The 19,170-nt window shown below is 34.2% G+C and carries 19 protein-coding genes; 9 read left to right on the top strand and 10 right to left on the bottom strand.

From position 1 onward, the window contains the following. The first annotated feature begins 109 nt into the window (after window positions 1-109). The 3 genes from UH7x_RS05275 to UH7x_RS05285 all read left to right on the top strand — a co-directional run bounded on the left by UH7x_RS05275 (window position 110) and on the right by UH7x_RS05285 (window position 1,992). Entirely contained in the window at window positions 110-418 is a 309-nt protein-coding gene (locus tag UH7x_RS05275) for a T9SS type A sorting domain-containing protein (protein WP_482362676.1), read from the top strand. Window positions 419-588: 170 nt separating this feature from the next. Then, window positions 589-912 carry a T9SS type A sorting domain-containing protein gene (locus tag UH7x_RS05280; RefSeq protein WP_482362677.1) on the top strand — a complete coding sequence of 108 codons (324 nt, stop codon included), beginning with the start codon at window positions 589-591 and terminating at the stop codon, window positions 910-912. Between the two features lie 96 nt (window positions 913-1,008). After that, window positions 1,009-1,992, top strand: a complete 984-nt coding sequence (locus UH7x_RS05285; protein ID WP_482362678.1) for a LuxE/PaaK family acyltransferase — start codon at window positions 1,009-1,011, stop codon at window positions 1,990-1,992. Window positions 1,993-1,997: 5 nt separating this feature from the next. On the opposite strand, the gene UH7x_RS05290 is transcribed toward UH7x_RS05285, so the two are convergent. Further along, on the bottom strand, window positions 1,998-2,525 hold the full coding sequence (locus UH7x_RS05290) for a hypothetical protein (RefSeq protein WP_482362679.1): 528 nt from the start codon (window positions 2,523-2,525) through the stop codon (window positions 1,998-2,000). A 123-nt stretch (window positions 2,526-2,648) separates the two neighbouring features. Continuing rightward, window positions 2,649-3,947, bottom strand: a complete 1,299-nt coding sequence (gene tyrS / locus UH7x_RS05295) for a tyrosine--tRNA ligase (RefSeq protein WP_482362680.1) — start codon at window positions 3,945-3,947, stop codon at window positions 2,649-2,651. Between the two features lie 100 nt (window positions 3,948-4,047). On the opposite strand from tyrS, the gene UH7x_RS05300 reads away from it, so the two are divergent. Beyond that, window positions 4,048-5,052, top strand: a complete 1,005-nt coding sequence (locus tag UH7x_RS05300; RefSeq protein ID WP_482362681.1) for an NAD-dependent epimerase/dehydratase family protein — start codon at window positions 4,048-4,050, stop codon at window positions 5,050-5,052. Window positions 5,053-5,055: 3 nt separating this feature from the next. On the opposite strand, the gene UH7x_RS05305 is transcribed toward UH7x_RS05300, so the two are convergent. The 3 genes from UH7x_RS05305 to UH7x_RS05315 are packed head-to-tail and all read right to left on the bottom strand — an operon-like array spanning window position 5,056 to window position 7,534. Then, entirely contained in the window at window positions 5,056-5,460 is a 405-nt protein-coding gene (locus tag UH7x_RS05305; RefSeq protein ID WP_482362682.1) for a DUF4296 domain-containing protein, read from the bottom strand. A 1-nt stretch (window position 5,461) separates the two neighbouring features. Continuing rightward, on the bottom strand, window positions 5,462-6,796 hold the full coding sequence (locus UH7x_RS05310) for a dihydroorotase (protein ID WP_482362683.1): 1,335 nt from the start codon (window positions 6,794-6,796) through the stop codon (window positions 5,462-5,464). Window positions 6,797-6,805: 9 nt separating this feature from the next. Then, complete coding sequence (locus tag UH7x_RS05315) at window positions 6,806-7,534, bottom strand: polyprenol monophosphomannose synthase (protein WP_482362684.1); 729 nt, start codon at window positions 7,532-7,534, stop codon at window positions 6,806-6,808. 140 nt (window positions 7,535-7,674) lie between these two features. On the opposite strand from UH7x_RS05315, the gene UH7x_RS05320 reads away from it, so the two are divergent. From UH7x_RS05320 to UH7x_RS05330, 3 genes are read left to right on the top strand one after another with little or no spacing between them, the layout of a single operon-like run. Next, window positions 7,675-9,339, top strand: coding sequence for an ArnT family glycosyltransferase (locus tag UH7x_RS05320; RefSeq protein ID WP_482362685.1), 1,665 nt, complete (start codon window positions 7,675-7,677; stop codon window positions 9,337-9,339). Further along, a complete protein-coding gene (locus tag UH7x_RS05325) occupies window positions 9,339-9,995 on the top strand; it encodes a DUF4271 domain-containing protein (RefSeq protein ID WP_482362686.1) in 657 nt (218 codons plus the stop codon). Before UH7x_RS05320 ends, UH7x_RS05325 begins: the two co-directional genes overlap by 1 nt. Before the next feature lie 3 nt (window positions 9,996-9,998). Next, a complete protein-coding gene (locus UH7x_RS05330) occupies window positions 9,999-10,745 on the top strand; it encodes a uroporphyrinogen-III synthase (RefSeq protein WP_482362687.1) in 747 nt (248 codons plus the stop codon). Window positions 10,746-10,846: 101 nt separating this feature from the next. Here UH7x_RS05330 and pckA read toward each other — a convergent pair whose 3' ends face one another. Then, window positions 10,847-12,445, bottom strand: coding sequence for a phosphoenolpyruvate carboxykinase (ATP) (pckA, locus tag UH7x_RS05335; RefSeq protein ID WP_482362688.1), 1,599 nt, complete (start codon window positions 12,443-12,445; stop codon window positions 10,847-10,849). A gap of 85 nt (window positions 12,446-12,530) precedes the next feature. Next, window positions 12,531-12,917, bottom strand: coding sequence for a DUF423 domain-containing protein (locus tag UH7x_RS05340; protein WP_482362689.1), 387 nt, complete (start codon window positions 12,915-12,917; stop codon window positions 12,531-12,533). Between the two features lie 78 nt (window positions 12,918-12,995). Here UH7x_RS05340 and UH7x_RS05345 point away from each other — a divergent pair, with 78 nt between their 5' ends. Both UH7x_RS05345 and UH7x_RS05350 read left to right on the top strand, forming a co-directional pair. Then, the gene (locus UH7x_RS05345; protein WP_482363581.1) at window positions 12,996-14,369 is read left to right on the top strand and encodes a saccharopine dehydrogenase family protein; all 1,374 of its coding nucleotides are present in this window, start codon (window positions 12,996-12,998) and stop codon (window positions 14,367-14,369) included. Window positions 14,370-14,519: 150 nt separating this feature from the next. Then, a complete protein-coding gene (locus UH7x_RS05350) occupies window positions 14,520-14,990 on the top strand; it encodes an Lrp/AsnC ligand binding domain-containing protein (RefSeq protein ID WP_348148087.1) in 471 nt (156 codons plus the stop codon). 76 nt (window positions 14,991-15,066) lie between these two features. On the opposite strand, the gene UH7x_RS05355 is transcribed toward UH7x_RS05350, so the two are convergent. The 3 genes from UH7x_RS05355 to UH7x_RS05365 form a co-directional block, all read right to left on the bottom strand. After that, window positions 15,067-15,771 carry a zinc metallopeptidase gene (locus UH7x_RS05355; protein ID WP_482362690.1) on the bottom strand — a complete coding sequence of 235 codons (705 nt, stop codon included), beginning with the start codon at window positions 15,769-15,771 and terminating at the stop codon, window positions 15,067-15,069. A gap of 85 nt (window positions 15,772-15,856) precedes the next feature. Then, a complete protein-coding gene (locus UH7x_RS05360; protein WP_482362691.1) occupies window positions 15,857-16,111 on the bottom strand; it encodes a SemiSWEET family sugar transporter in 255 nt (84 codons plus the stop codon). 11 nt (window positions 16,112-16,122) lie between these two features. Next, window positions 16,123-19,155: a leucine--tRNA ligase gene (locus UH7x_RS05365; protein ID WP_482362692.1), complete on the bottom strand. Its 3,033-nt coding sequence runs from the start codon at window positions 19,153-19,155 to the stop codon at window positions 16,123-16,125. Between the last annotated feature and the right edge of the window lie 15 nt (window positions 19,156-19,170).

The raw sequence follows: 19,170 nt of genomic DNA on the forward strand, positions 1-19,170 counted from the left end.
CATTTTATAATGCATTTCGTCGATTTCGAACCAAAAACACTGGGTTTAAATAAGGAAAGCTTATAAACATTTTGTACATTTGTGGTATGTTTTTTGTAACTAACCGTATATGAAGCACCTTTACCTTGTATTTGCTTTCTTATGTATCTCATTTGCCTACGGACAAGATTCTGTAGCCAATAACGATATCAATGGTTTCAAACTTTACCCAAATCCTGTTACAAACGGCAAGGTATTTATTAGCACAACTGATACTGCTCCAAAGAAAATTTTAATTTTTGATGTTTTAGGAACTCAGGTTCTGCAAACAACAATTTTAGGAAGAGAAATAAACCTTTCTGATCTTGACGCAGGTGTTTATATTCTTCGAGTTTATCAGAATAATAACATGGCTACCAGAAAATTGATAGTTAAGTAATTGCTTTCCAACAGATTATTTCAATTTTCCTTCTCGACTATCTACACAAAACTTAGATTAACGGTTAACGTGTTTCCATTTACCTACGTTTGGTCGAATTTCACAACATTTATTACCTGTAAGTAACCTCTTGCATTATCTTTATAGTGTTGATCCCAAATCAATAACCTATGAAACTAATTTACACAGCACTGCTTTTGGCATTCTCCTTTTCTATGTCTGCGCAAGAACTATCAAGCGTTAGGCCTACTCCCACAGATGAAATTGCCGATTTCAAATTATACCCAAATCCCGCGTTCGACGATGTAGTTTATATAACTACGAGTCTTAACGCTCCAAAAACAGTTATTATTTACGATGTATTTGGAGAAGCGGTACTTAGAAATCGCATGACCAGCAAGGCGCTTTCAATATCACATTTAACTCCTGGCGTTTATGTAATGAATGTAACTGAAAAAAATAAAACAATAACAAGAAAACTGGTTGTAAAATAAACCCTGATACTCATTAAATACTCGTGTCCTGTTCTAATTTTAGAGCAGGACTTTTTATTTATAACACTTCGTGAATCGTTATCTTTGTTTCTTGGAATGCCAATAGAAGAAAACGACATATTTAGAATAACCTCTGACATTGAGTTTGAAAATATAACTTTTGATATTTTCAAATATCAGTATCGGAACAACACGGTATATAATCGGTTTTGCAATCATTTAAATCGCGATGACAGTTCTGTCAAGAGCATATCAGACATTCCTTTTCTACCTATCTCATTTTTTAAATCGAAACAAGTAATCACAGGAGATTTAAAACCGCAAATCACTTTCACTAGTAGCGGCACAACAGGCACCGAGACAAGTAAGCACCATGTTCAAAACATTGAATTATATAAAAAGAGTTATTTAGCCGCGTTCGACTACTTCTACGGTCCTGTTTCAGATTATTGCATATTAGCCCTTCTACCGGCATATTTAGAACGTGAAGGTTCTTCCCTAATTTATATGGTAGATGATTTAATTAAAAGGAGCAATCACGCTGATAGTGGGTTCTATTTAAACAACCTTAATAAATTACAAATCAAATTAAGAGAGTTAAATTCGGCTGGCAAAAAAACACTACTTATTGGAGTTTCTTTTGCACTACTAGATTTAATTGAAAACTATAGCTTTGAGTTAAAGAATACTATTATCATGGAAACCGGTGGAATGAAAGGACGAAGAAAGGAATTAGTACGTGAAGAATTACACAACATACTCAACACAGGTTTCGGAGTTAAAACTATTCATTCGGAATATGGTATGACGGAGTTACTATCTCAAGCATATTCGTCTGGTAACGGAGTTTTTAAAACTCCGCCATGGATGAAAGTTATAATTAGAGATACTGAAGACCCACTAAGTTTTATAAAAAACGAAAAATCGGGTGGTGTAAATATTATTGATTTGGCAAACAGAGATTCTTGTTCGTTTATAGCAACTCAAGACTTAGGAAAAGTATATGCCAATGGAAATTTTGAAATTTTAGGACGCTTTGACAATAGTGATGTACGCGGATGCAATTTAATGGTAATTTAGACTTGTTATAATCCTAAAATTTTGGCATCTACATAAAAGGTAGATTTTACATCAATTTCATGGTCTTCACTCATTACCTCATCTGTAATCGTATTGAGTCTTAAGCTATAATTGTCTTTTTTAATATATTCTTTCAATTCAATATCCGTAACATCTAAATCTAATATTGAAACTGTTTGAGAAACTTCTTCTTTAGAGGCAATAAGTATTTCATCAAGGCCATCTGCATTAATATAAACTTCAATAGACTCCAAAAAACTAAAATCGGCATCATCAGGCACTTTAATATCTAATTGTAGTTTAGTAAGCTTTATCGATTCAATTAAATCTTTACGGGTATCGTTCGATTCAAACTTAGATTCAGAATTTGTTTCTGTATCTGGTGTTATAACATCAAATGGTAAGTTTATACCTGTAGAAGAAGGTATAGTTACTTCGGTATCATAGTCAATATTAAATTTAGTCAATTCATCTAGTTTACTACATCCACAAACTAAAAATACCAAAATAATAAAGACGCTAAATCTACCCATGATTACTTTTATTTAACCTTATCAGTAATCAATTAACGTTAAGTATCCTCATTTATTAGAGAATCTTAAATAAAAATAGTCTTTAGAAAAACACTAGAACTATTAGTTTCAAGTCTTTGGCTGCTAATTATTTACAACTAAAACAAAATAATTCTTCTTACCTCTTTGCAACAGTACAAACTTGTTATTAATCAAATCTGAAGCTGTAATAAGATAGTCATCCTTAACTTTTTCTTTATTTACAGAAATTGAATTTTGTTTTAGCTCCCTTCTTGCCTCTCCATTAGAACCCAAAAAACCTGTTTTAGCTGCAAGAGCTCCAATCATATCTAGACCGGCGTTTAAATCAGTTTTTTGTATTTCAGCTTGAGGAACACCATCAAAAACATCTAAGAACGTTTTCTCGTCCAATTTTTTTAAATCTTCAGAAGTTGATTTCCCAAAAAGAATAGCACTGGCTTGTAAAGCATTATCTAAATCATCTTGTGAATGCACCATAATTGTAATTTCCTCAGCCAAACGTTTTTGTAAAACTCTAAGATGCGGTGCTTCTTGATGTTTTTCAATTAAGTTTTTAATATCATCCTCAGTTAAGAAGGTGAAAATTTTAATATATTTTTCTGCATCTGCATCAGAGGTATTTAACCAATACTGGTAAAACTTATAAGGAGATGTTCGTTCAGCATCCAACCATATATTTCCAGATTCTGTTTTACCAAACTTAGTACCATCAGCTTTTGTAATTAAAGGACATGTTAATGCATAGCCCTTTCCCCCTCCTATTCTACGTATAAGCTCTGTACCTGTTACAATATTACCCCATTGATCACTACCACCCATTTGCAACGTACAATTATGGTTTTGATACAGGTGTAAAAAATCATACCCTTGTACTAATTGATATGTGAATTCGGTAAACGACATACCTTCTTTAGATTCAGCTCCCAATCGCTTTTTTACTGAATCCTTGGCCATCATATAGTTCACGGTAATATGTTTACCAACATCTCTAATAAAGTCTAAAAATGTGAAGTTTTGCATCCAATCATAATTGTTGACTAACTCCGCAGCATTTTCAGAATTTGATTCAAAATCTAAAAAGCGAGCCAATTGCCCTTTTAATGCCTCTTGATTATGACGCAAGGTTGCTTCATCCAATAAATTACGTTCAGCAGATTTACCGGAGGGATCACCAATCATACCGGTAGCTCCACCAACTAAAGCAATAGGCTTATGACCAGCTAATTGAAAATGACGCAACATCATTACGCCTACTAAATGACCAATATGTAAAGAATCTGCTGTAGGATCTATACCTACATAGGCGGCTTGCACTCCTTTTGATAAATGCTCTGCAGTGCCTGGCATTGCATCATGCAACATGCCTCTCCATTCTAGTTCTTCTACAAAATTCTTGGCCATTGGTAATCTCTTTACAATTAGAGTGCAAATATAATTTAATTCAAATGTTACTGAATTAGTATTCAGAAATTAATCCGGTTCAAATAACTATTTTAGCAACATGATATTGGTTACAGGCGGTACAGGTTTAGTTGGTTCACACTTATTACTACAATTAATTACCAATGGTAATTCGGTAAGAGCCATTCATCGCAAGAGCAGTGACCTAAACCAGGTACTTAAGTTATTCTCATATTATTCAGATCAAGCTCAAGTTCTTTTTAATAAAATTGAATGGTGCGAAGCCAACATCAATGACATACCAGCTTTAGAAAATGCCTTTAGAGAAATCACTCATGTTTATCATTGTGCTGCATTAATTTCTTTTGACCCTAAAGACCATCATAAATTAAAGAAGTGCAATGTGTACGGCACCGCAAATATTGTAAACTTATGTTTAGCTAATGCAATTCAAAAACTATCTTATGTTAGTACCATAGGTACAATTGGCAAAAGCATAAACAACAAAATGGCTACTGAAGAAACCGAATGGTCAGAGACGGACGCTAATGTTTACGCCTTAATGAAACATAAAGCTGAAATGGAAGTTTGGCGAGGTTCACAAGAAGGTTTAAATGTTGTGATAATTAATCCTGGAGTGATAATTGGACCAACAAAATGGAACCAAGGCTCTGGTAGTTTATTTACCACAGCCAACAAAGCCATGAATTTCTATCCTCCTGGCGGAACTGGTTTTATAACTGTGCACGACGTTATTCGTATTATGATTTTACTTATGAATGGTTCAATAAAAAATGAACGCTATATTGTTGTAGCCGAAAATTTGAGCTATAAAGAAATATTAAAAAAAATCACCTCAGCTCTTGGAAAAAAAGCGCCGAAAAAAGAATTAAAAATTTGGCAACTAAAAGTATTACGATTTGCAGATTTCTTTAGAAGTAAGGTAACAGGCAAACAAAGAAAAATCACAAAAAACTCAATTCATTCGTTTAAGAATAGACAATATTTTGATGCTAAAAAAGTTAAGAAAGCTTTGAATTTTGAATTTGAAGACTTAAAAGAAACCATCGACTTTACAGCCAAATGTTTTTTAAATGAGAAGTAGGTTTTATTTTTTTAGCTTATTCAATTTTTGAATAGAATCTTTTTCAATTTTCTTTAAACTATCGGTCACCTTTTTAAATTCCTTTATTCGCTTCTCCTCATTTTCAATCAATGTTGCTACCTTAGAATAAATAGATTCGTATTCCACAGGTCTAGACGCATAATAACGATCACTCAATACAAATTGAGTACTATCAATATTGTGCTTATCAAATACAAATCTCATTGCCTCTATTCCGTTTTCTTGAAGCTTAGTAGGGTTCGCAGTTTTTGCAGCATTCAAAAGAGCCATATCATTTAAAACCTCAATCATTTTATCTTTAGACAACAACCCTTCTGGGGGTTCAATTAACTTTTCTGTACATGATACCATCATTACGAAGGTCAATAAAAATATTATCAGTCTCATATTATCGATTGAAAGTCAAACGCATAGCTTTACGCTGTTTTGAGAAATTTCCATTTTCGTAGGCCAAATGACCATTTACAATAGTATGTGTAACCCGCGATTTAAAGGTGGCACCTTCAAATGGTGACCATCCACATTTATAAGCAATGCTCTTCTTTGTGATTAATTGCGGATTATCTAAATCAACAATTGCTAGATCAGCAAAATACCCCTCTTTAATATAACCCCGCTTTTCAATATCAAATAATATTGCAGGATTGTGGCACATTTTTTCAATAATTCTTTCCAACGAAATAACTCCTTGGTGATATTTCTCTAACATAGCTACCAAGGCATGTTGCACTAAAGGACCTCCAGAGGGAGCCTTAGTATACACATTATTTTTTTCTTCCAATAAATGCGGTGCGTGATCTGTAGCAATAACATCTAAACGATCATCCAATAGAGCTGTCCATAATTGATCACGATCTTCTGCAGATTTTACAGCTGGGTTCCATTTAATTAAGGTACCCTTAGTTTTATAATCTTCTTCTGAAAACCATAAGTGATGAATACAAACTTCAGCTGTTATCTTTTTATCTTTTAACGGAATATCATTTCTAAAAAGGCTCGTTTCTTTACCGGTTGACAAATGAAAAACATGTAAGCGAGCACCTATTTTTTTAGCTAATTCAATCGCTTTAGACGAAGAAAGATAGCATGCTTCAACACTTCTAATTTCGGGATGCTTTTCTACCGGAATATCATCTCCGTATTGCGCTTTATACCTTTCTAAATTTCTTCTAATAGTACCTTCATCCTCACAATGCGCAGAAATAACCATTTCGGTATTACTAAATATTTTTTCAATAACCTCTTCATTGTCAACCAACATATTACCCGTAGAAGAACCTAAGAAAAGCTTCACACCTGAACAGGCATTTCTATCTAGCCTCTTAATTTCTTCCAAATTATCGTTAGTCCCTCCAAACAAAAAAGAATAATTAGCAAAAGCAGATGTTGCTCCCATAGCAAATTTCTCTTCCAACTTTTCTATTGTTGTTGTCTGCGGGTTAGTATTTGGCTGCTCCATAAAAGTAGTGATACCACCCGCTATAGCTGCTCTACTCTCCGAAGCTATATTTCCTTTATGCGTTAGTCCTGGCTCTCTAAAATGCACTTGATCATCAATAACACCAGGCACAATATATTTTCCTGTTACATCAATAACAGTAGCATTAGGCTCAGATATATCCTTAGCAATTCTTTTAATTATTTGGCCTTCAAGAAGAATATCACTTTCAAATACTTTTCCTTCATTTACTAGTTTGCCGTTTTTAATTAGAATTTTACTCATAGAACTGATTTAAAATCTACTTTTTTGAAACATACTTCGCATCTTCATCATAAACACTCCCCAAATAGCTTCGCTAATAATTGAAGAACTCATCTTCGATTTACCTCTTACTCGATCTCTAAAAATAATTGAAACTTCTTCTATCTTATAATTTTTAAGGTATGCTCTAAATTTCATTTCAATCTGAAAAGCATAACCAATAAAACGAATAGAATTTAAATCAATATTCTCTAAAACTTCTCTTTTATAACAAACAAAACCTGCAGTAGGATCATGAATGCGCATTCCGGTAATTACTTTTACATAAAATGAAGCACCATAAGACAAAAGCACCCTATACAAGGGCCAATCAACCACATTAACACCCTTTTTATATCGAGAGCCAACCGAAACATCAGCACCATTTACGCAAGCCCGATACAATCGAGGGAGGTCTCTAGGGTCATGAGAAAAATCGGCATCCATTTCAAAAATACAATCATACTTTCTTTCAATGGCCCACTTAAAACCATGAATATAGGCTGTACCTAATCCAGATTTCTCTTTACGCACTTCTAAAAATACAGTATCAGGAAATTCAACCATTTTTTCTCGGACCTTTTGAGCGGTACCGTCTGGAGAATTATCATCTACTACAAGAACATGAAAGTCTTTCTTTAACAGCAGAACTGCATCGATTATAGCCTCAATGTTCTCGATTTCATTGTAGGTTGGTATAATGACCAGGCTATCTGACATCGGTTTAGTTTGAATTAAACAAAAATAGTGTTTTACATAACTTTAAAGATGATGAAATATATTTTTATCATCTTTTTAAGATACACTTACAGCCAGTCAAAGGTTCATTCTTCGTAATTTTGCGTGAATAACATTGGTAAATGAACCCTAGATTTCCGAAACTATTGCTTTATCTTCTTGGTGGCTTACTGCTACTTAATTTGATTCAAGCAAACTTTACAGAACTTATTTATGACGAAGCTTATTATTGGCAGTTTGCCAAAGAATTAGCTTGGGGGTATTTTGATCACCCACCTATGGTAGCATGGATTGCAGCTATAAGCGGACTATTTTTCGACGGTGAATTGGGTGTTCGATTTGTAAGCACTTTACTTTCTATTGGTACCATGTTATTACTTTGGATGATGATAAATCACCCTAGAAAAAACGAATATGCATTACATTTTTTCGTTTTAGTTTTCTCAATGACACTAATGAATGCTTATGGGTTTTTAACACTCCCAGACACCCCATTAATTTTCTTTACCACACTTTTTCTGTGGGTTTATAAGAAATTTTTAGAAAAAAATTCATTAGCAAGAGCATTAGTTTTGGGTATATTAATGGCATGTTTAATGTATAGCAAATACCATGCGGTACTAGTAATTATTGCTATTCTAGCTTCGAATCCTAAACTAATAATAAATAAATATGCATGGGCAGCAGTAGCTTGTGCTTTGTTCTTTTATATTCCTCATTTTTTCTGGCTTTTCGAAAGCGATTTTGTCGGCGTAAAATATCATTTATTTGAAAGGCCAAGTTATGGTTATGATTTTAACGACAATACGCTTGCATTCCTTTTGAATTTATTAGCCTTATTTGGTTTCACTTTTCCATTCATATATTACGCCTTATATAAAACAAAAATTAAAGACCTTTTCACAAAAGCATTGGTCTATTTATCATACGGCGTAATACTATTCTTTTTTGTTTCTAGTTTTACAAGATTAGTGCAAACGCAATGGCTCGTAGTTATTTCCGTTCCTTTGGTGATTTTAGTTTTCAACTTTATATTGGAAAATGAAAAAGAACGAAATTGGATATTTAAATTAGGGCTTCTAAATATTGCCATTTTACTATTTCTACGCCTCGGCCTTGTATTTGAACCCCTCTTTCCTATTCACTATGAAAGTCATGGCAACAAAAAATGGACCAGCGAATTACATGAAAAAATTGGTGATACTCGGGTAGTTTTTGAGAATTCGTACAGAAGAGCACCAATGTATTCTTTCTATACAGGCATAGAGACCTATTCTCTTAACAACCTCTTTTATCGTAAAAACCAATATAGTCTTGATCAGTCCGAATCTATGGTGCGTCACGAACGTGTTTTATACGTATCGGAATATATAGAAAAAGGTGATGTAGAGTATACCCAAAGTGACGGCAAAGTATTGCAGGGCAACTATTATGACGATTTTGAGACTTTCAGGAAACTGAAGTGTACAATTGAAGACGCGGAGCTAATTCCTGGCTCAAATAAAGAGATTAATTTTACTGTTTTTAACCCATATGGGTTTGATGTTGCTCTAGAAAAAATCAGATTTGGGGTGGTCTATTTAGATAAATACAAGAAAATTATTGAGATATATGATTTAAAAGATGCACATCCAGTAAAAGAAAAAACGCTACTCAAATCAAATGAAAACACAGAATTCACGTTTAAGTTACCCAAAAAGGTATTTAACCCTACCTATTTAAGATTAGGGATTTCGGAGCACGGACTACCTTACGGATTAAATGGAGAGACCCAAAAACTCGATTAATGGAGCCAATATTAAGAGCGACATACAACTTAGATTGGATTACAATACTAATTTTTCTTAGTATAGTTTTTCTGGGGATTGCTAAATCACTTTTTTACGGTCGATTTCTAAACTTCATTATTTTACCATTCAATAATAAGTACATCTTTATGTACAACAAGAAAGATAAATTATTGAATTGGTTTCATGTCTTTTTCTCTATTTTTCAGGTTGTTAACTTTTCTATTTTTGCTTATTTTACCTGGTCAATATTAGGAAGTCAAGAACAATTAACTTCACCTTTCTTTTACCCAATAATTCTAACTTCTGTATTCTTGTTCTTAATTTTAAAGGTTTTTGTACAAATGAGCAGTGGTTTTATATTTGGTTCTACAAAAACTATAAGTGAGTTAATTTTTAAAAAATTGTCCTATTTGAATTATAGCGGCTTCATTTTACTTATTGCAAACATAATTCTAGCCTATATTTTCAAAAATTCTGAAATAGTTGTATACACCACAATAGCGTTAGTTTTCTTGATAAACGCAATAGGATGGGCGACTGCATTACAAAATCATCAAAAGTTTCTTGCTAATAATTTTTTCTATTTTATTTTGTACCTTTGCGCTCTTGAAATTGCTCCCCTAATAATTATCGGAAGTTATCTTAAATACTGATACATGAAAGTAAAAACGATTTTGGTATCGCAGCCAGAACCGAAGATGGAAAACTCTCCATATTCGCGGCTTATCGACAAAGAAAGGGTAAAAGTAGATTTTAGACCTTTTATTCATGTTGAAGGTGTCGATGCAAAAGAAGTACGCTTACAAAAGATTGATTTAAAAAATTATACGGCAATTATCTTGACCTCAAGAAATGCCGTAGATCACTATTTTAGGATTGCAGAAGAAATGCGTTTTAAAGTGCCAGACACTATGAAGTATTTCTGTCAATCAGAAGCAGTAGCCTATTACCTTCAAAAATATGTTGTTTACCGTAAGCGTAAGATTTACGTGGGTAAAATGAATTTTGCTGATTTAGCAGCATTATTTAAAAAGTATAAAGACGAAAAGTTTTTATTGCCTTCATCTGATGTTTTAAAATCTATAGTACCTGAAACATTAGATAAAATTGGTATTGACTGGACGCGTGGTATTTTCTACAAAACTGTAATCAGTGATTTGTCTGATTTAAGAAATGTATACTACGATGTACTTGTTTTCTTTAGTCCTTCTGGAATTGAATCTTTATTGAAAAACTTCCCTGATTTTGACCAAAAAGATACGCGAATTGCTGTTTTCGGAAATTCTACTGTGAAAGCAGCGACTACTGCAGGGCTACGAATAGATATTCAAGCTCCAACTCCTGAAACACCATCAATGACAATGGCATTACAGAAATACATAAATGCTGCCAACAAAAAATAAAGCCAAAGCGTAGAATTTAAAGTCTAGGTTTTACATATAATAGAAAATCCCTGAAACTAACGTTTCAGGGATTTTTTTATGTTTTCTCATCTGCTTAATATTTAAAAAGCATATCGTTGTGGGCCACCCCTACGAATCTCTTCACTGGCGTAAGCCTCAAACTGTTTAAAGTTTTCGCGAAATGCATTCGTAAGTTTAAAAGCAGTTGAATAATAAGCTTCATCATCGTTCCAAGTAGTACGCGGACTTAGCACTTCTGTTGGCACTCCAGGACAGGTTCTTGGTTGCGCAACACCAAATACAGAGTGAATGTGGTAATCATCATAATTATAAAGTCCTAAATCACCATTTAGCACTGCATTTATCATAGCTCTTGTATATTTCAATTTCATTCGTGTACCAACACCATATGGACCACCTGTCCAACCTGTATTAACCAACCATACATTTACACCAGCTTCTTTCATTTTTTTACTAAGCATTTCGGCATATTCGGCAGGGTGCAATGGCATAAAAGGAGCCCCAAAACAAGCAGAAAAAGATGGGATAGGTTTGACGACACCTGCCTCTGTACCAGCAACTTTTGCCGTATAACCCGAAATAAAATGATACGCTGCCTGACTTGGCGTTAATTTTGAAATCGGAGGTAAAACACCAAAAGCATCAGCTGTCAAAAAGAAAATATTCTTTGGATTCTTACCAATAGACGGACGCTGAACATTAGGTATATGGTAAATAGGATAACTAACTCTTGTATTTTGAGTTATTGAAGTATCGGCAAAATCAACATTGCCATCAGCATCTAAAATCACATTTTCAAGAATTGCTCCTTTTTTAATAGCACCAAATATTTCAGGCTCATTTTCACCAGAAAGATTAATTACTTTAGCATAACATCCTCCTTCAAAATTAAAAATAGCATTCTCATTGTTCCAACCATGTTCATCATCACCAATTAACTTTCTATTGGCATCGGTAGACAATGTAGTTTTACCAGTACCTGATAGACCAAAGAAAACTGCTGTATCTCCGTTTTTACCCACATTTGCAGAGCAATGCATAGGCAAAGTGTTCTTCTGAACGGGAAGAATAAAATTAAGTGCTGAAAAAATTCCTTTTTTAATTTCTCCTGTGTAACCAGTACCACCGATGAGGGCTATTTTTTTAGTAAAGTTCAAAATAGCAAAATTATGCTGTCTTGTACCATCAACAGAGGCATCAGCCATAAAACCAGGTGCATTAATTACCGTCCATTCAGGTTCAAAATGTTTTAGTTCCTCTTCCGTAGGTCTAATAAACATATTGTATGCAAACTGGTTGGACCAGGGATATTCATTTATTACACGTATATCCATTCGATAATTATGATCTGCACAAGCATAGCAATCCCGAACGAACAATTCTTTATCATTCAAATAGGAAATTACTTTATCGTAAAGTGCATCAAATTTAGCGGGGTCAAAAGGAATATTTATGTCACCCCACCAGATTTTTTCTTCCGTAATTGCATCTTTTACAATAAAGCGATCTTTGGGTGACCGTCCCGTAAATTCACCTGTATTTACCGCCAAGGCTCCTAAAGAAGCTTCTTTACCCATTCCTTTCTCTAAAGTGATGTTATGAAGTTCTGTAGGGCTTAGTTGATAATGAATAGTTTCGGATTTAATTCCGTACTCTGAAAGTGAAATTGTTTTTTTCATTTTTATTATATTTTCAATAATGACATTGAATTTTGATACAAAATTATCATAAATATAATTTTACACCATCAAAATTGAGAATATTTTAGTTGAAACGCTTAAAAGATTCGAAGCCAAGTAAACACCAAGCGATAATTAAAAGCAAACCTCCAATAGGTGTAACAAAACCTATTGTTTTAAAATCAAAGGCCGTTAAAACATTTGTAGCTAAGAAATAAATAGAAAAAGAGAATAGAAATATCCCAAAGACAACAAGATAAAATATCCATTTTTTATTCTTTTCAGGTAATTGATTAAGACTTCCTAAAATAAGTAAGAACAAAGCATGATACATTTGGTATTTTACTCCAGTCTCAAAGGTTTGAATGGCCTCTGGAGTAATCTTATTTTCTAATCCGTGAGCACCGAAAGCCCCAAAGATAATTGCTAATACACCAAATAGAATTCCAGTTAAAAATATTGTTTTGTTCATAACCTAAATCAAGAAATAGTGAATAAATATAACAATTTGATACCTTAGAGCTTCGTTAAACAAAGGTAAACAATTCGAATTATGCGTAATATACTTGTTGTTGGTGCAGGGAAATCAACTTCCCATTTATTAGATTATTTGCTAGAGCAGTCAGTTTCTGAAAATTTGCATTTAACTATTGGAGATTTATATCCCGAGCATATTTCAAAAAGAGTTTCAGACCACAAAGCTTGCACGGTGATTTATTTAGATGTTTTTGATAATGATGCCCGAAGAAAAGCAATTGCCAATTCTGATATTGTTATATCGATGCTTCCTGCAAGGTTTCATATAAAAGTTGCTGAAGATTGTTTAAGTCTAGAGAAACATTTAGTTACAGCTAGCTATATAAGCGATGAAATAAAGAAACTAGATTCCAAAGTAAAAGAAAAAGGGCTGGTTTTTATGAATGAAATTGGACTAGACCCTGGTATTGATCATATGAGTGCTATGAAAGTTTTAGATGGTATTCGAGAAAAAGGTGGAAAAGTAATATTATTTGAATCTTTTACTGGGGGATTGGTTGCCCCAGAAAGCGACAACAACTTATGGAACTACAAATTTACTTGGAATCCTAGAAACGTCGTAACTGCAGGTCAAGGTGGAACAGCAAAATTTATTCAAGAAGGTACAGATAAATACATTCCGTATCATAAACTATTTAGAAGAACTGAATTCTTTGAGATTGAAGGATATGGGAAATTCGAAGGATACGCAAATAGAGATTCTTTAAAATATAGAGAAGCCTATGGTTTAAAAGACATACTTACGCTATATAGGGGCACTATGCGCAGAGTTGGTTTTTCACGTGCATGGAATATGTTTGTACAACTAGGTATGACTGACGACAGCTTTACCATAGCCAATTCAAAAGGTATGTCGTATCGGGAATTTGTAAATCTCTTTCTACCTTACTCTCCTACAGACACTGTTGAATTAAAACTTCGTCTTTATTTAAAAATTGATCAAGATGATATTATGTGGGAAAAATTACTGGAGCTCAATTTATTTGATTCGAATAAAAGGATAACATTAGCCAATGCAACTCCAGCACAAATTCTTCAGGAAATATTAGAACAAAGTTGGACGTTAAATCAGAACGATAAGGATATGATTGTGATGTACCATAAATTTGGTTTTGAACAAAATGGCAAGAAACATCAGATAGATTCTAATATGGTAGTTATTGGCAAAAACCAAACGCATACTGCGATGGCTAAAACCGTAGGTCTACCTGTTGCTATTGCGGCATTATTAATACTAAATAAAAAAATTACAACTCCTGGAGTTCAAATTCCTTTGGCTAAAGAAGTTTATGAACCCATTTTAAAAGAGCTCGAAAAATATGGAATACTATTTAATGAATATGAAGTTCCTTATTTGGGATATAATCCTGATTCAGTAGCGAGCTAAATTTAATTCATTAAAAATCAGGATTCACTTTCGTTAGAAAAATTACTCAATACAAGCATTTATTTAGTCCATTTCCTTAGAAAGTCGATAAATTGCTGTTCTTATTTATAGTCAAATTGTTAATTTTACCATCAATTTGAAACCCAAACCATGAAATCAAATAACAAAAACATCAAAATTGATGGTATTGACAAAAAAATACTAAAATTTTTGATGAACGATGCTCGTACTCCAATTTTAGAAATAGCAAGAAATATTGGAATTTCGGGTGCAGCAATTCACCAGCGACTAAGAAAACTAGAGAGCTCTGGTTTAATGACAGGTTCTAAATTTATAGTCAATCCGAAAATATTAGGCTATACGACTATGGCCTATATTGGAATATTTTTAGATAAGGCTATGAGTAATCCAAGCACCGTAAAAGAGCTTGAGAAAATTCCAGAAGTTTTAGAATGTCACTATACTACCGGCAACTGGTCGATATTAATAAAAGTTCTTTGCAAAGACAATGAACATTTAATGCAAGTATTAAATAAGAAAATACAGCAAATAGAAGGAGTGTCTAGAACTGAAACTTTTATCTCTTTGAATCAGCAAATAGATCGACAGATTTCAATCTAACTTTTTCTAATATATAAGCAATAAAAAAGCCTGCTTAGAAAATTTTCTAAGAAGGCTTTCATTTATCTATTACTTATTAATCTCTACTACCACCTGCAACTTTCATTGCAAAATACAGCAATGTTGCAATTGCACCTATTGCGGCAGCCAAATATGTACGAGCAGCCCATTTTAAAGCATCTTCAGCACCATCATATTCATCCGGAGCAAGCATATTCTTATTCTTTAACCAAGCTAAGGCCCTATTACTAGCATCATATTCAACAGGCAAAGTAACAACACTAAAGAGCGTTCCAATACCATAAAGTGCAATTCCAACCCAAGCAATAGTACCACCTATTGCAGTAGTACCCATAAGCATTAATCCTCCAAAAATAACCCACATAGAAAACTTATTGGTAATATTCAAAATGGGTACCATCTTAGATCGCATTTGCAACCAACTATAAGCTGTTGCATGTTGAACAGCATGCCCACATTCATGAGCCGCTACTGCCGCTGCCGCTGCGTTTCGCTGGTTATATACACCTTCACTTAAGTTTACCGTTTTATTAGCGGGGTTATAATGATCTGTCAACATACCCGGAGTAGAAATAACTTTCACATCTCTAATACCATTATCTGCCAACATTTTTTCTGCGATTTCAGCACCACTCATTCCGTTACGTAATTGAACTTTAGAATACTTCGCAAACTTACTTTTCAGTTTGCTACCTACCCACATGCTTATGAGTGAAAACACTCCAGCTATAATCATGTAGCCCATATCAAATCCAAACATATATTTATTTTTAGTTAGTGAACTTTAAAATTACAATATAAAGAGCAAATATCTAGCCAAAATTAAAAGACGCCAAAATGTCGTTTTACTTATATTTTAATTTGAGAATAATTATCCATAAAACTAGTATTAGCGTTATACCATTAGCTAGCATTACAGGAAGACTGTTTATTGCGATACCATAAATTAACCAAAGTGATAATCCCAATGCCATAATTAAATACATTAATAGCGAAATATCTTTCGTAGACTTTTCTTTGGTAATCTTATAAACCTGTGGTATAAAACATGAAGTCGTAACTACTGCCGCAACAAGTCCTAAGATTTCAATAGCATTCATAGTGACCTAATTTAACCAACAATGTTCACAATTTTACCAGGCACAACTATTACCTTTTTTGGTTCACGACCTTGCAATTGTTGTTGTGTTTTTTCATGGGCCATTACCGCTGCTTCAATTTCGTCTTTGGATAGATCTAAAGAAAGTTCCATAGTAAATTTCATTTTACCATTAAATGAAATTGGGTACTTCTTACTGCTTTCTACTAAATAAGAGGGTTCAAATTTCGGAAATGCTACGGTTGAAATAGACTCATTATGACCTAATTTTGACCATAATTCTTCGGCAATATGTGGCGCATAAGGGGATACCAAAATAGCTAAAGGCTCTAAAATATCACGACTTGTACATTTCTGTGCAGTTAACTCATTTACACAAATCATAAAAGTAGATACTGAAGTATTGAAGGAGAAATTCTCAATATCTTCTTCCACCTTTTTAATTGTTTTATGTAAAGTTTTTAAACTTTCAGGTGATGGCTTGGTATCAACAGCATCTTGCAACCCTTCTATCACTGGCGAATATAATTTCCAAAGTTTCTTTAAGAATGAATGAACACCCGTTATACCAGCTGTATTCCACGGTTTAGATTGCTCTAATGGCCCTAAGAACATTTCATACAGTCGTAAACTATCAGCGCCATATTCTTCGCAAATGGCATCTGGATTTACAACATTGTACTTGGACTTCGACATTTTCTCGACTTCGCGCTCGACTACATATTTACCATCTTCATTCAAATAAAAATCAACGTCATCCTTCAGTCGGCTTCCCTCACTATTTGCCACCCAGTTTACATCCCATTCGTTAGTGCCTAGTACGGTATTAACATCAATTCGTCTTCTTAATACTTTTAGTCCCAATTCAAAATCAGTACCATCTTCGGAAAAATAGTACTTCTTCGGTTCGGAAATATATTGTCTTACAAAATCAAAAATTTCTTTTGATTTCTCCGTCTCCATATAGCCAAGGTAATTTGGCTCATATCCTATTAGATGCACTTTATCACATGAGATGAATAAATTTGATTTCCCTTTAATCGGCTTACCAAGAAAAGCCGAGTTGTCAGTAGCTATCGCCCCAACAACTACTTGATACACAAAAGCACTCGTACCCGTAATCATTCCTTGGTTAATCAGCTTTTTAGCAAACTCATCTTTAGGAACCAAACCTTTATCAAACATGAATTTTTGCCAAAAACGGCTGTATAACAAATGCCCGGTAGCATGTTCACTACCACCAATGTATAAATCAACATCTTGCCAATAATTAATTGCTTCTTCTGAGAAAATAGCATCATCATTCTCAGGGTCCATATACCTATTAAAATATTGTGAACTACCTGCCCAACCTGGCATGGTGTTTAATTCTAAAGGCCAAACTGTTTCATTATTGATCTCGGTATTATCTACAACTTTATTTGCAACTGTATCCCAAGCCCATTTAGTAGCATTACCTAATGGTGGTTCGCCAGTTTCAGTAGGTAAATATTTTTCAACTTCCGGTAAAGTAATTGGTAGATGTTCAGTAGCAATCATTTGCGGCATTCCATCTACATAATACACAGGAAAAGGTTCTCCCCAGTACCGCTGTCTACTAAAAACAGCATCGCGCAAACGATAATTAATTTTTCCTTTACCCTGTCCTAATTTCTCTAGTTCGTAGATAGCCGTTTTTACTGCTTTTTTATACGGAAGTCCATTTAGAAAATCAGAATTTGCAATTATTGTTTTCTCCTTATCGGCAAAAGCTTCTTCAGAGATGTCAATTCCTTCAAAAATATTAGGAATCGGAACATTAAAATGCTTTGCAAAATCGTAATCGCGTTGGTCTCCACATGGCACAGACATTACTGCACCGGTTCCATAGCCAGCTAACACGTAATCGCCAATCCAAATAGGAATTGGCTCTTTGGTAAAAGGGTGTTCGGCATAAGCACCAGTAAAAGCTCCTGAAATAGTTTTCACATCAGCCATACGATCACGTTCCGATCTTTTTGCAGTGGCTTCGATATAAGCTTCAACTTCCCCCTTTTGTTCAGCTGTTGTAATTTCTGCAACTAAATCATGTTCAGGAGCTAGTGTCATAAAACTAACACCAAAAATAGTATCTGGTCGTGTTGTAAACACTGCTATCGGGTGCTTATTTTCGTCTGTGGTATAGAATGTAACAGCAGCCCCTTGTGATCTTCCAATCCAGTTGGTTTGCGAATCTTTTAGTGGTTGCGGCCAATCTATAGTATTTAATCCATCGAGCAAACGTTGTGCATAAGCACTAATTCGCATACTCCATTGCGTCATCTTTTTTCGAATAACAGGATGACCACCACGCTCAGAAACTCCGTTAACTATTTCATCATTAGCAAGCACAGTACCCAATGCCGGACACCAATTTACTTCGGTTTCCGCCAAATATGTTAATCGGTATTGCAATAATATTTCTTGTTGTCTTTTAGTAGAAAAGCCATTCCATTCAGCTGCAGAGAATGCTATAATATCCTCATCACAAACCGCATTTACGTTGGAATTTCCATCCGAAGAAAAAACAGTAATCAATGTTGAAATATCTTCTGCTTTATCAGAATCAATATTATACCACGAATTAAATAGTTGAATAAAAATCCACTGCGTCCATTTATAATATTTCGGGTCTGAGGTACGTACCTCGCGACTCCAATCAAAAGAAAAACCCAATTGATCTAATTGCCTTCTATACGTTTTAATATTTGCTTCGGTGGTAATTGCGGGGTGCTGCCCTGTTTGTATTGCATATTGTTCAGCCGGCAAGCCAAACGAATCGTATCCTTGTGGGTGCAACACATTAAAACCTTTGTGCCTTTTATAGCGCGCATAGATATCACTCGCTATATACCCTAAAGGGTGGCCTACATGCAAACCAGCGCCCGAAGGATACGGAAACATGTCTAAGACATAAAATTTAGGCTTTTCAGCCCCAGGACTTCCTGGGTTTTCGGCTTTAAAAGTTTGGTTGGCTGCCCAATACTTCTGCCATTTATCTTCAATACTATTAAAATCGTAGCTCATGGTCTATTTTCTTGC

This window comes from Aurantibacter sp. UH7, from assembly GCF_056839165.1.

Excerpts from the sequence above, each read along its gene's own strand:
- UH7x_RS05325 (WP_482362686.1), top strand. The coding sequence starts at position 9,339 with ATGGAGCCAATATTAAGAGCGACATACAACTTAGATTGGATTACAATA.
- UH7x_RS05320 (WP_482362685.1), top strand. The coding sequence starts at position 7,675 with ATGAACCCTAGATTTCCGAAACTATTGCTTTATCTTCTTGGTGGCTTA.
- UH7x_RS05350 (WP_348148087.1), top strand. The coding sequence starts at position 14,520 with ATGAAATCAAATAACAAAAACATCAAAATTGATGGTATTGACAAAAAA.
- UH7x_RS05290 (WP_482362679.1), bottom strand. The coding sequence starts at position 2,525 with ATGGGTAGATTTAGCGTCTTTATTATTTTGGTATTTTTAGTTTGTGGA.
- tyrS (WP_482362680.1), bottom strand. The coding sequence starts at position 3,947 with ATGGCCAAGAATTTTGTAGAAGAACTAGAATGGAGAGGCATGTTGCAT.
- UH7x_RS05340 (WP_482362689.1), bottom strand. The coding sequence starts at position 12,917 with ATGAACAAAACAATATTTTTAACTGGAATTCTATTTGGTGTATTAGCA.
- UH7x_RS05305 (WP_482362682.1), bottom strand. The coding sequence starts at position 5,460 with ATGAGACTGATAATATTTTTATTGACCTTCGTAATGATGGTATCATGT.
- UH7x_RS05330 (WP_482362687.1), top strand. The coding sequence starts at position 9,999 with ATGAAAGTAAAAACGATTTTGGTATCGCAGCCAGAACCGAAGATGGAA.
- UH7x_RS05285 (WP_482362678.1), top strand. The coding sequence starts at position 1,009 with ATGCCAATAGAAGAAAACGACATATTTAGAATAACCTCTGACATTGAG.
- UH7x_RS05310 (WP_482362683.1), bottom strand. The coding sequence starts at position 6,796 with ATGAGTAAAATTCTAATTAAAAACGGCAAACTAGTAAATGAAGGAAAA.
- pckA (WP_482362688.1), bottom strand. The coding sequence starts at position 12,445 with ATGAAAAAAACAATTTCACTTTCAGAGTACGGAATTAAATCCGAAACT.
- UH7x_RS05315 (WP_482362684.1), bottom strand. The coding sequence starts at position 7,534 with ATGTCAGATAGCCTGGTCATTATACCAACCTACAATGAAATCGAGAAC.
- UH7x_RS05360 (WP_482362691.1), bottom strand. The coding sequence starts at position 16,111 with ATGAATGCTATTGAAATCTTAGGACTTGTTGCGGCAGTAGTTACGACT.
- UH7x_RS05365 (WP_482362692.1), bottom strand. The coding sequence starts at position 19,155 with ATGAGCTACGATTTTAATAGTATTGAAGATAAATGGCAGAAGTATTGG.
- UH7x_RS05280 (WP_482362677.1), top strand. The coding sequence starts at position 589 with ATGAAACTAATTTACACAGCACTGCTTTTGGCATTCTCCTTTTCTATG.
- UH7x_RS05355 (WP_482362690.1), bottom strand. The coding sequence starts at position 15,771 with ATGTTTGGATTTGATATGGGCTACATGATTATAGCTGGAGTGTTTTCA.
- UH7x_RS05300 (WP_482362681.1), top strand. The coding sequence starts at position 4,048 with ATGATATTGGTTACAGGCGGTACAGGTTTAGTTGGTTCACACTTATTA.
- UH7x_RS05275 (WP_482362676.1), top strand. The coding sequence starts at position 110 with ATGAAGCACCTTTACCTTGTATTTGCTTTCTTATGTATCTCATTTGCC.